Source organism: Sphingomonas sp. SL1004, from assembly GCF_057815015.1.
Genome location: NZ_JBYMUX010000001.1, coordinates 2,984,008 through 2,996,214, shown reverse-complemented (window position 1 = coordinate 2,996,214; position 12,207 = coordinate 2,984,008). Strand labels below are relative to the sequence as shown.

Here is a 12,207-nt window from a genome sequence, read left to right as displayed (position 1 = left end):
CCCGCGAAGGCGGGTGCCCAGACTGGATCCCCGCCTTCGCGGGGAAACATAGTTTAGTCCGCGTCGGGGCCCAAGGTTGGATCAAGATCACGCGGCCGTACGAACCGGGTCAGCCGCGCATTGCCAGACGCAACATCCCCCCATTCCCCCTCGAACTGAAGCTCGGCGATGCTCGCCGTCGGATACTTGTCCTCGACCGCATCGCGCAGCGGGTCAGCCCCGTCCGCAACCAGCATCAGCACAAGATCCTCCAACCCCGGGTTATGCCCGACCAGCAGCGCGCGCTCCGCCTCAGTCGGGAACCCGTGCACCACGTCGAGCAACGTCGCCGCCGACGCCAGATACACTCGCCGATCCAAGTCCGGCGCGATCGTCCGGCCATAGCCCGCTTCGATCTGCTCTAGCGTCTCCGTCACCCGCACCGCAGGCGAGGCAATCGCGTGGTCGAACGCCAAGCCCAGCGATCGCATATGCCGGCCGACCATCGCCGCGGCGCGCTTGCCCTTGGCGTTGAGTGGCCGATCGAAATCGCGCGCGACCGGATCGTCCCAGCCGGATTTGGCGTGGCGCAGCAGCGTCAGCGTCTTCATGGCAATCCTCAAGCCGGTTCGCGGCTTTCATGCCCTACTGGAGCCCGTGAGGAAAGCCGGCTCGCGACTCGGGCGACCGCTTGTTCGAGCGTCACGCGGGCGATCGGCACGCCCGGCGGGAACGCGCTGAGTAACCGCGATGGCATTGCCGCGGACAGCATAACGAACACCCCCGAATCGTCGGCACGGCGGATCAGTCGGCCGAACGCCTGCGCGAGCCGCGCGCGGACGAGGCGGTCGTCATATGCCGAACCACCGCCGGCGAGCCTCCGCGCGGCATGCAGCACGGACGGTTTCGCCCAGGGCACGCCCTCCATCACCACGAGCCGCAGCGACTCGCCGGGCACGTCGACGCCGTCGCGCAGCGCGTCGGTACCGAGCAGGCTCGCCCCCGGATCGTCGCGAAAAATGTCGACCAGCGTGCCGGTGTCGATCGGATCGACGTGCTGCGCGTGGAGCGGCAGGCCTTCGCGTGCGAGTCGATCGGCGATGCGGCCATGCACGCCGCGCAACCTGCGGATCGCAGTGAACAGCCCGAGCGTGCCGCCGCGGCTCGCGACGATCAGCTGCGCATAAGCGTTGGCGAGCGCGCCGATGTCGCCGCGTTTGACGTCGGTGACGATCAGCACTTCGGCCTGGCGGGTGTAGTCGAACGGGCTCTTTGCCTCGAACCGTGCCGCGGGACGCAGAAGATGCGGGGCGCCGGTGCGCGCTTCGGCGACTTCCCAGTCACCGCCGCCCGTGAGCGTCGCCGACGTGACGAGCGCACCGTGCGCGGGCTTCAGGACGATCTCGGCGAACGGCCGGGTCGGATCGAGCCAGTGACGGTGGAGACCGATATCGAACTCGCGCCCCTCGATCCGGTCGACCGCGAGCCAGTCGACGAAATCGCCATCGACCGGCCCGCCGACGCGCGCCAGCAGCGACAGCCACGACGCCACCGTCTCCGCGCGCCAGCCGATCGAGGCGATCGCACCTTCGACTCGGGCTCGCGCGGGCGCGTCCATCCAGTCGGGCGCTTCGGCGAGCACCGCTTCGAGGCGGCGGCCGAGCGTGACGAGCGGTCGGACGAGTCCGTCGAGCGCGGCGGCAGCAGGCGCGGCGGCCTCGATCAGCGTCGCGTCGGGTTCGGCGAGTTCGGTTTCCAGGCCATAGCCCGCGTCGCCGGGTTGCTCGGCGCGCGCATAGGTGAGCCCGCGGACCGCGGCGAGCAGCGTCTCGATCGGCCCGAACGGCGCGCCTTCGCCAAGCCGTTGCAGCCAGCCATCGGACGCCAGCGCCCCCGCCGCGGTCACCGCGTCGGAGATCGCCCTAGCCCCCTGTTCGTCATAGCTGGCGAGGTCGGACAGGCGTGCGGCAAGCCCTCGGCGCCGCCCTCGGCCGCTCGATTCTGGTCCGAGGATCCAGCGGCGCAGTTCGATCGTCTCGGCACCGGTCAACGCGGTCGCGAACATCGAATCGGCCGCGTCGAAGATATGGTGGCCCTCGTCGAACACGTAGCGCGTCGGCCGGGTAGCGAGCTCGCGGCCCCGCGCCGCATTGACCATCACCAATGCGTGGTTGGCGATGACGATGTCGGCGTCCGACGAGGCGCGGGCGGCGCGCTCGATGAAGCATTTCCGGTAGTGTGGGCAGCCGGCGTACACACACTCGCCGCGCCGGTCGGTCAGCGCGGTCGAGCCGTTGCGGCGGAACAGCGTCGGTAGCCAGCCGGGCAGGTCGCCGCCGACCATGTCGCCGTCCGCGCTATAGGCGGCCCAGCGCGCGACCAGATGCGCGAGGATCGCCGCGCGGCCCGCAAACCCGCCTTGCAGCGCGTCCTCCAGGTTGAGCAGGCACAGGTAATTCTCGCGGCCCTTGCGCGTCACGACCTTGGCCTTCCGGATAGCGGCGTCGGGATATAATCGCGCGGTTTCCTGGCCCAGCTGGCGTTGCAGCGTCTTGGTGTAGGTCGATATCCACACCGCGCCGCCAGCCTTCTCCGCCCACAGCGATGCGGGGGCGAGATACCCCAACGTCTTGCCGATCCCGGTGCCCGCCTCGGCGAGAACCAAGTTAGGCGTGTCGCGCATCGCCCGCGGTGCGAAGGCGGCGGTGGCGGCGCCCGCATAGGCGCGCTGGCCGGGGCGTTCCTCGGCACCGTGGCCGGTGAGATCGACAAGTCGCGCTTCGGCATCGCCGGGCTCGATCGTGACGGTACGCGGGGCGGGACGCGGCGCGTGCTCCTCCCATTCGGGAAGCGACGAAAACAGCCAACGTTCGTTGACCGCGGGCTTCTTCAGCCGCTCGGCGACGACCGGCGCCCAAGGCCACCGGAGGCGGAACAGCGACTGCGCCGCGGTCCAGGCGCCCTCCCGTTCTGGCCAGTCGCCATCGGTGAGCGCCAGCATCGCGTCGGCCGCACGGAGGAGAAACGGCGCAACCTCCGCATCCTCGCTCGGCACGTCCAGGTCGGTGACCCGTGCGATCCCCTTCGGCGTCGGCACCGCGAACTGCGCGGGGCGGAGGAACGCGTAGAGTTCGAGCAGGTCGAGTCCCGACAGGTCTGGATACCCGAGCCGCTGCCCGACCAGCGGTGCGTTGAGCATGATGACCGGCGTGTCCGCGGCGATCCGGATCGCCTCGCCCCGCCCGATCGGCCGCGCGCCCTCGGCATTCGCGATCCAGATGCCGGCGTGGCTGGCGTGGAGGGCGGGATAGGGGAGCACCACACGACCTTGCTGCAACGAGAACGAAAGGGCAACCTCTTGTGGAAGGTGATATGGCAGCGGTGCGCAGACACTCCCGATCGGCAATCCCCCTTCCCCACTCCCGTCATCCACATCATGACGCAACCAGGTTCCGCGGACGAGGTGATCCGGGAGACTCGTCAGCAATCTCATTACTCTGGCTTGCCGTTACGCAACCGGTACGGTTCGTGTGCGTTGCGCACTCATCGATACCAAACTTTATCTACATCAACAGGGATGATCATCATGCGGAAGTTTCTCATGGCGCTGAGCGCGCTCTCGCTCGCAATTCCAGCGGCCGCCGTACTGCCGACCGGCAAGGCCGAAGCACGGTCGAAGCGGGAGTATCGCGGGCATAACCGTCGCTACCAGGCGAAGCGCTGCCGCTATTCGAGCGGCACGACCGGGCTGGTCGCAGGCGGCGTCGGCGGTGCCGTGCTCGGCAACGCAGTCGGCGGCGGCTTGCTCGGCACGGTCGCCGGTGGTGCAGCGGGTGCCCTTGGTGGCCGCGCGATCGACCGGTCGATGACCGCCAAGAAGCGCTGCCGCTGAGGGTATGCGGCGGTGGGGTGACGGCGGTGGGGTGACGGGGGCGGGCGCAGGCGCTAATCGCCGAACGCTATGACCGATGACATCCGCACCGCCGCCCTCGAGTCCAAAGCATGGCCGTACGAGGAGGCACGCAAACTCCTCAAGCGCTATCCGCAGGGCAAGCAAGGCGCGCCGGTGCTGTTCGAGACCGGCTATGGGCCGTCGGGCCTGCCGCATATCGGCACGTTCAACGAGGTGTTGCGTACGACGATGGTGCGCAATGCCTTCCACGCCTTGAGCGACACGCCGACGCGGTTGATCGCGTTTTCGGACGACATGGACGGCCTGCGTAAGGTTCCGGACAACGTCCCCAATGGCGACATGCTCCGCGAGCATCTCGGCAAGCCGCTGACGCAGATTCCCGATCCGTTCGGCACGCATTCGAGCTTTGCCGCGCACAACAACGCGATCCTGCGCGAATTCCTCGACCGCTACGGGTTCGACTACGAGTTCGCGTCATCGACCGAATATTACACCGGCGGGCGTTTCGACGAGGCGCTGAAGGGCGTGCTCCGCCACTTCCAGGGCATCCAGGACGTAATGCTACCGACGCTGCGGGCCGAACGTCGCGCGACGTATTCGCCGGTACTGCCGATCTCGCCGACCAGCGGCATCGTGTTGCAGGTCCCGATCGAAGTGATCGATGCCGAGGCCGGTCTGATTGCCTTTGAAGACGAAGGCCAGCGGATCGAACAATCGGTCCTCGGCGGCAAAGCCAAACTCCAGTGGAAGGTCGACTGGGCGATGCGCTGGGTCGCGCTCGGCGTCGATTACGAGATGGCGGGCAAGGACCTGATCGATTCGGTCACCCAGTCGTCGAAGATCGCGCGCGTGCTTGGCGGGCGCCCGCCCGAGGGCTTCAACTACGAGATGTTCCTCGACGAGAATGGCGAGAAGATCTCGAAGTCGAAGGGCAATGGCCTGAGCCTCGAACAGTGGCTGACCTACGGCCCGGAAGAGTCGCTGGCGTTCTACGCGTACCGCGAGCCGAAGAAGGCGAAGTCGCTGCACATGGGCGTGATCCCGCGCGCGGTGGACGAATATTGGCAGTTTCGCGGCAATTATGCGGGCCAGGATTTGAAGCAGAAGCTCGGCAATCCGGTGCATCACATCCACGATGGAAAGCTGCCGGAGGGCGAACTGCCGGTGACGTTCGGGCTGTTGCTCAACCTCGTCGGTGTGATGGGCGATGCGAGCAAGGAGCAGGTCTGGGGGTATCTCGCCAACTACGTCCCCGATGCGTCGGCGGCAAAGTATCCCGAGCTCGACCGGCTGATCGGCTACGCGCTGGCCTATAGCCGCGATTTCGTCGCGCCGACGTTAAAGCGCCGCTCGCCCGAAGGTGTCGAGGTCGCAGCGCTTGAGCGGCTGGACGCGGAACTCGCCGCGCTGCCGGCGGAGGCGAGCGCGGAGGATATCCAGAACATCGTCTACGAAATCGGCAAGACCGGCGGATTTGAGAACCTGCGCGACTGGTTCAAGGCGCTGTACGAGACGTTGCTCGGCTCCGAGCAGGGCCCGCGAATGGGAAGTTTCATCGCGCTGTACGGGGTGGCGAACTCACGGAAACTGATCTCCGAGGCGTTGGCACGGTAAAGAAATCCGGCAGGGAAACACCACCCCGGCGAAGGCCGGGGCCCAGTTGGGGGACGTGCATAACGGGGTGCAGCGTGTCGTTACTGCAACCTTTCCAATTGGGCCCCGGCCTCCGCCGGGGTGGTACTTCCATCACGCAATTTCGCACCCGACCTCGACAAGAAATATAGAACATATTAGCAACAGCCCACTTCCCACCTGATTCGGAGATCGGCATGTTTCATCGACCGCTCGCCCGTCATCGCCTGTTCTTTGCGATCCGCCCGCCACTGCTGCTAGCGCGCCAGATCACCGCTGCGGCGTCGTGGTTCGAGACCGACGGGGACAAGCTGCGCCCTGAGCATCTTCACGTCACGATCGATATCCTCGACGACCAGGACCGCGTCTCGACCGCGCTGGAGCGGGACCTGAAGGCGATCGGCAATGTGGTCGAAGCCGCGCCGTTCGCGATCGAGTTCGATACCGTGATCGGCAGCGATCGTTCCATCGCGATGCGCCCCCGCCGGAAGAACGCATCCTTCGCCGCGTTGTACCAGCGGATTGCCGTAGCACGCGAGGCGGCAGGGTTACGCGCCCGTACCGGGTATCGGTCGAGCCCCCACATGACGCTCGGCTACCGTGACGGCGCGCCGTTCACGCAAGACATCGTGCCGATCGGCTGGACCGCGGACGCATTCGTGCTGGTCCACAGCCATGTCGGCCGGACCCGGCACGACGTGATCGGCCGCTGGTTGCTGGCCGGCGACGACGATCGGCAACTGGCGCTGTTCTGAGCCTTCGGATTTGCCGAACGCGCGCGATCCCGTAGGACCCCGGACGCGTTCGGTTGGTGCTACCCTCGTGACCGCGCACCAAGGAGCGAACATGCGGCTGTTCTTCGACGACGCCCAGCGAACCCACGCCCCTGCGCGCGAACTCCACAACGGTGCGTTCACCGCTTATGCCGAGACGCCCGCGCGCATCGATGCGATCCTGCGCGCGATCGGTCCGGTCGAGACGCCGGAGGATCGCGGCGAAGCGCCGATCCTCGCCGTCCATTCCACGCCCTATGTCGCGTTCCTAAAGGACGCCGCGCGGTTGTGGCGCGAAGCGGGGCGGGAGGGCGACGCGATCCCCTACGCCTTCCCGATCCACGGCCGCCGTCCGCTCGACCTGACCCGGATCGACGCGCTGGTCGGCGCGCACAGTTTCGACGCGACCACGCCGATCACGCACGAAACCTGGGCCGCGTCCTACGGCAGCGCCCAGTCCGCGCTCGCCGCGACGCACGCGGTCCTCGACGGCGACCGCGCAGCGTTCGCGCTGTGTCGCCCGCCCGGCCATCATGCCGGCGCGGATTATTGCGGCGGATATTGCCACCTCAACACCGCCGCGATCGCCGCGCAGGCCGCGCGCGATGCCGGTGTCACTCGCGTCGCGATCCTCGACATCGACTATCACCACGGCAACGGCACGCAGAACATCTTCTATGCCCGGGGCGACGTGTTCTACGCGTCCGTCCACGCCGATCCCAAGACCGACTACCCGTTCTACTGGGGTCACGCCGACGAAACCGGCGAAGGCGAAGGGCTCGGCACCACGCTCAATCTCCTCCTTCCCCACGGTACGCAGATCGAAGCTTTCCGCGACGCGCAAACGACCGCGCTGGACGCGATCGCCGCGTTCGATCCCGGCCTGCTCGTCGTCAGCTTCGGTGCGGACACGTGGGAGGACGATCCGATCTCGCACTTCAAGCTTACCACGCCCGACTATGCGGTGCTCGCCACCGACATCACGGCGCGCGGGTGGCCCACCGTGATAGTCATGGAGGGCGGTTACGCGGTCGACGCCCTGGGGCACAACGTCGCGGCGTTTCTGGAGGGATTTGATACGCTGTCAAGAAAATATTGACGAAATGCGGTCAAGCTTCCATTGACACATCGTCAAGACATTATTGACGGGGAGGCCGCTATGACACCGTCCGACGAAACTGATCTTCGCCGACGCGCCGCCGGCCTCGCGCTGGCGTGGCAGGAGGAGCGCACCCCGTTCGCGGGCGCCGCCCGCCACGAATATCCACCGATGATCATGGCCGCTCACGTGGTCGCCGACGAGGCGCGGCTGGCGCTGCACCGCTGGATCAATGCCAGTCGCCGCGCCGGACTGAGCTGGACCGAGATCGGGGCGCTGATCGGGATCAGCAAACAGGCGGCGCAGCAGCGCTTCGGCGGCGGCCGTGCCGACGACCTCGAGGATTCGGACCATATCGTCCGCCAGGGCGCCAACGCGTTCAACGAGATAGCGATCATGGCGGAGGAAGGCGCGAACGGTCGCGAACTGGTCGGCACCGGCATGTTCCGGCTGATCTTCGTCCAGACCGACCGCGTGTGGGAGTATCGCCGGATGGTCGGGATCGGCCCGGATACCGAAGCGATGGCGGCGCATGGGTGGCAGCTCGTATCGTCATGGCTGCCGTTCCATTACTTCAAGCGTCCGGTCGGTTGATGGCCCCCGCTCCTGCCACGACTGCTCCCCCGACCCCCATCGCGATCGGCACGCCCGCCTACCGCCGGCTGACGCTGGCGATGCTGTTCGCGGGCTTCTCGACCTTCTCGCTGCTGTACTCGGTGCAGCCGTTGCTGCCGCTGTTCGCCACGCAGTTCGGGCTGACCGCGGAAGGCGCCTCGCTTGCGGTGTCGCTGGCGACCGGACCTCTCGCGATCGGCATCCTGTTCGCGGGGTTCGTCTCGGACCGGGTCGGCCGACGCCCGTTGATGATTGCGGCGATGTTCGCGGCGGGCGCGCTGACGCTGGCGGCGGCGGTCGTTCCAGGGTGGAGCGGGCTGCTCGTGCTGCGATTCCTGACCGGCGTTGCGCTAGCGGGCGTGCCGGCGGTGGCGATGGCCTATGTTGCCGAAGAGGTCGATGCCGGCTCGGTAGGCGCGGCAATGGGGCTGTATATCGCGGGCAGCGCGATCGGCGGGATGGCCGGGCGGTTGGTCGTGAGCGTCGTCGCCGATCTCGAAGGCTGGCGGTGGGCCTTGGCTGCCGTCGGTGTTGCAGGGCTGGTGATGGCGGAGGCATTCCGCCGGCTTGCGCCGCCCTCGCGCAATTTCACGCCGAGTGTAGGACGGCCGGGCGCGCTGCTGCGGAGTGCCGGCGCACTGTTCACCGACCGCGCGATGCCACTGCTGTATCTGGAGGCGTTCCTGCTGATGGGCGTGTTCGTCACGATCTATAACTATGCCGGCTTCCGGCTGATGAGCCCGCCTTACGGTCTCAGCCAGGCGGCGGTCGGCGGGGTCTTCCTGCTGTACGTGCTGGGATCGGTGAGTTCGGCGAAGTTCGGGACGCTGGCGGGGAGACTTGGCCGGAGGAAGATCTTCTGGATGCCGGTCGTCCTGCTGATCGTCGGCGTCGCGCTGACCGCAATGCAGCCGCTGGTCCTGGTGATCGCGGGGATCGCGGTGGTGACGATCGGCTTCTTCGGCGCGCATTCGATCGCGAGCGCCTGGGTCGGGCGCCGCGCGCAGGGCTCGCGCGGGCAGGCGGCGGCGTTCTACCTGTTCTTCTATTACATGGGGTCGAGCGTGCTGGGATCGGCCGGCGGGTTCGCGTGGACGCATGCCGGCTGGCCGGGGGTGACCGCGTTCTGCCTGCTGCTCGGCGTGGCGGCGTTGGTGATCGGGCTGGTGCTACGCACCGTACCGCCGCTGGTGGTGGAACCGCCCGCGCCGCAGCGGATGCCGGATCCTTGAGGATACTCGCGCTACGCCTACGGGCTTCAACAACTCCGAGCGATCGCCCCTGCGCCGCTCCCTGCTAATCCCGCAATCCCGACCATTGCCGTGGTCCCAACCAGTGCCGTCATCCCAGCGAAAGCTGGGATATCATGGTGTGGCACGCGCGGCCCGCGGCGGCTGGATACCCCAGCTTTCGCTGGGGTGACGGACGTTTGGCCGGCGGCGCGTGTGATCGGTGGGTGGTGTGATCGGTGACGGGTGTGGCCGATGACGAACGTCGCCAGTGAAAGACGTTGCTGATGATGGACGTGTGCCGGGTGCCGAAATTGATCGGCCGCAAATTCAGTTGAAGGACCGGCCAGGAAAGATCGCCCCTCTACCGCGACGCCGCATCGGTTGCGTCGATCGGCGGCAAACTCGCCATGCCCTTCGCGACCGCCTCGACCGCTTCCATGACGCGCAACACATTGCCTCCAGATAGTTTCGCCAGGTCGCCATCGCTCCACCCCCGCCGCGCGAGCTCCACGAACAGCAGCGGATAGCCATCGACGCCTTTCAGCCCGATCGGCCCGGTCCCCTGAATCCCGTCGAAGTCGCCGCCGACGCCGACATGGTCGCGGCCAGCAATCTTCGCGACATGATCGACATGATCGGCAACCGTGGAGACGGTGACCGAGGGTTCCGGATGTGCGCTGTCCCACGCGATCAGCGGCGCTGGCGATTTCGGGCCGTACCCCCCCGCCGGTACGCCCACCAACTTCGCATACGCCGAGCGCGCCGCGTCCCACGCGCGCCATTCGCTCGAGAGGAACGAAGGGTAGAAATTCACCATTACGACACCCCCATTCGCACCAATGCCCCGCAGCAGGTCGTCGGGAATGTTGCGCGGCGCATCGGCAAGCGCGCGAGCACTGGAGTGCGAGGCGATCACCGGTGCCTTGGTCGCGGCGAGCGCGGCGGCCATCGTCGCGTCCGAGACGTGGCTGACGTCGACGATCATGCCGATCCGGTTCATCTCGGCGATCACCTGCCGGCCGAAATCGCTGAGCCCGTTCGCGCGCGGTGCGTCGGTAGAGCTGTCCGCCCAGTTGAGGCTCTTGCCGTGCGTCAGCGTCATGTAGGCGACGCCGAGCGCGCGATATTGGCGGAGCACCGACAAGCGCCCGTCAATCTGGTGCCCGCCCTCGACGCCGATCAGCGACGCGATCCGCCCCGCCTTCTCGATCCGGCGGATGTCGGCGGCGGTGCTCGCCAGTTCGAAGGTCGCGGGGTTCGCCGCGACGACGCGGCGGACGATGTCGATCTCCTCCAGCGTCATCTCGACCGCGCGAGGCCCCGTCGTATCGGCAGGAATCCAGACCGACCAGAACTGGCCGCCGACATGGCCTTTGCGGAGGCGGGGAATGTCAGTCTGCAAGGGGTTCGGCAGGTGCGCCGTGTCTGCGGACAGGTCGACAGCCTTGACCTTCGCCTCGTGCAGGTCGCGCAGTTCCCAGGCGAGATCGTTGTGCCCGTCAATAACCGGGCTGCGTTCCAGCACGCGTTCGACGCGACGCGACAGCGCGGCGTCCGGACTCGCCTGCGCGGCGATCAGCAGCAATGCGGCGATCATGTCTTGGTCCCCCGTAGCGTCCGCTCCATCCTGAAGGAGGTGATCGCGTGCGACAAGCGCGGTAAGGCGCGTCCGAAAACGGGGCGAAGGGCCGGACTTGCAGACCATATCGACCGAACCGGCGCGCCCGCGCGACAGTCAATTCTCCACCGCGATCGCGATCGCGCGGCTGATCGGGATATTGGGGGTCGTCTATGTCCATGCCTGGACCGGGCGCACCGCCGAGGAGCTGGCGGCGGCGGCGTTCAGCGGACAGGGAATCTTGCGGACCGCGCTGATCGAACTGTTCGGACGCAGCGCGGTGCCGTTGCTCGGCATGATCTCGGGATGGCTGGTGGTCTCGACGGCGACGCGCCAGACTTACGGCCCGTTCCTGCTGGGCAAGGCGCGGACGATCCTGCTGCCGATGCTGGCGTGGAACGCCATCGCGATCGTCCTCGTCGGAGCCGCGGCGACGTTCGGCGATCTGAAGGCGCCGACGCCGACAAGCCTCGGCTGGACGCTGAACGAACTCGTGCCGCTGGTGCACGCCAACGACATCAACGTGCAGATGCCGTTCCTGCGCGATCTGTTCGTCTGCATGATGATCGCGCCGCTGCTGGTGCGGCTGTCGAGCGCTTGGCTGGCGGCGGTCGCAGTCGCGGCGGTCGCGTGGAGCGTGTCCGGCGTACATCTCCCGCTGCTGCTGCGCCCGCAGATCCTGCTGTTCTTTACGGCGGGGATCGCCGCGCGGCGGTTTGACGTAGCGGAGCGGGTGGTGCGGTGGCCCCTCGCCCCGTGCGCGCTGCCGTTCCTCGCATTGCTCGCCCCACGGCTATGGACGGCGTTGCTGGGGAACGCGTTCTTCGATCTGCATTCGCATGCGATGGCGGCGTTCGACATCGTCTTTCGGCTGGTATCCGCCTTGCTGTTCTGGCGGCTGGCCTGGACGCTGGCGGGGAGCCGCGTTGCATCCTGGCTGCAACACATCGAGCGATACGGGTTTCTCGCATTTTGCGATCACCTGGTGCTGTTGTGGCTGTTCGGACCGGCGATCGGGCTGGCGGTCGGGGCGCTGGGAGCAGGGGCGTATCCCGCGTATCTGTTGGTGCAGCCGTTGCTGGTGCTGGGGGTTACGGTTGGGCTGGGACTGGCGATGATGTGGATCGCGCCGGCACTAGCGGGCGTGCTGAGTGGGGGGCGGTTGGGACGGTGATGCCGCGCTAGTTCGAACCGTCCTCTTCCGTCCCACAGCGAAGTTGCCGCGGGGTCCCTCCCGACGGGAGAGGGGGAGACGCCGAAGGCAATGGGCGAGGGTAAGTGTTACGGTTGCCGGATATTAGAACGGGCAGCGTGGCCTTTGCCATGCCGCCCGTTTGTGGCGCGCG

Annotated in this window: 10 protein-coding genes; 7 read left to right on the top strand and 3 right to left on the bottom strand. The window is 67.3% G+C overall.

What is annotated here, in order from left to right; all coding sequences use genetic code 11:
* Window positions 1–53 precede the first annotated feature (53 nt).
* Window positions 54–590 (bottom strand): SixA phosphatase family protein, encoded by a 537-nt coding sequence (locus AC3D24_RS13605; RefSeq protein ID WP_489031442.1) that lies wholly within the window; start codon window positions 588–590, stop codon window positions 54–56.
* An 8-nt stretch (window positions 591–598) separates the two neighbouring features.
* Entirely contained in the window at window positions 599–3,298 is a 2,700-nt protein-coding gene (locus AC3D24_RS13600) for an ATP-dependent DNA helicase (RefSeq protein WP_489031440.1), read from the bottom strand.
* Between the two features lie 267 nt (window positions 3,299–3,565).
* Here AC3D24_RS13600 and AC3D24_RS13595 point away from each other — a divergent pair, with 267 nt between their 5' ends.
* The 6 genes from AC3D24_RS13595 to AC3D24_RS13570 all read left to right on the top strand — a co-directional run bounded on the left by AC3D24_RS13595 (window position 3,566) and on the right by AC3D24_RS13570 (window position 9,243).
* Entirely contained in the window at window positions 3,566–3,871 is a 306-nt protein-coding gene (locus tag AC3D24_RS13595) for a hypothetical protein (protein WP_489031438.1), read from the top strand.
* Between the two features lie 69 nt (window positions 3,872–3,940).
* Window positions 3,941–5,506, top strand: coding sequence for a lysine--tRNA ligase (locus AC3D24_RS13590; protein WP_489031437.1), 1,566 nt, complete (start codon window positions 3,941–3,943; stop codon window positions 5,504–5,506).
* A gap of 215 nt (window positions 5,507–5,721) precedes the next feature.
* Complete coding sequence (locus AC3D24_RS13585) at window positions 5,722–6,279, top strand: 2'-5' RNA ligase family protein (RefSeq protein WP_489031435.1); 558 nt, start codon at window positions 5,722–5,724, stop codon at window positions 6,277–6,279.
* 91 nt (window positions 6,280–6,370) lie between these two features.
* The gene (locus tag AC3D24_RS13580) at window positions 6,371–7,396 is read left to right on the top strand and encodes a histone deacetylase family protein (RefSeq protein WP_489031434.1); all 1,026 of its coding nucleotides are present in this window, start codon (window positions 6,371–6,373) and stop codon (window positions 7,394–7,396) included.
* A 60-nt stretch (window positions 7,397–7,456) separates the two neighbouring features.
* Window positions 7,457–7,990, top strand: a complete 534-nt coding sequence (locus AC3D24_RS13575) for a hypothetical protein (RefSeq protein ID WP_489031432.1) — start codon at window positions 7,457–7,459, stop codon at window positions 7,988–7,990.
* Complete coding sequence (locus AC3D24_RS13570; protein ID WP_489031430.1) at window positions 7,990–9,243, top strand: MFS transporter; 1,254 nt, start codon at window positions 7,990–7,992, stop codon at window positions 9,241–9,243. The genes AC3D24_RS13575 and AC3D24_RS13570 overlap by 1 nt, the downstream gene beginning before the upstream one ends.
* 361 nt (window positions 9,244–9,604) lie before the next feature.
* Here AC3D24_RS13570 and AC3D24_RS13565 read toward each other — a convergent pair whose 3' ends face one another.
* Complete coding sequence (locus AC3D24_RS13565; RefSeq protein WP_489031428.1) at window positions 9,605–10,840, bottom strand: dipeptidase; 1,236 nt, start codon at window positions 10,838–10,840, stop codon at window positions 9,605–9,607.
* A gap of 97 nt (window positions 10,841–10,937) precedes the next feature.
* Between AC3D24_RS13565 and AC3D24_RS13560 the strand changes: the two genes are divergently transcribed.
* Window positions 10,938–12,035 carry an acyltransferase family protein gene (locus AC3D24_RS13560; protein ID WP_489031426.1) on the top strand — a complete coding sequence of 366 codons (1,098 nt, stop codon included), beginning with the start codon at window positions 10,938–10,940 and terminating at the stop codon, window positions 12,033–12,035.
* The last annotated feature ends 172 nt before the right edge of the window (window positions 12,036–12,207 follow it).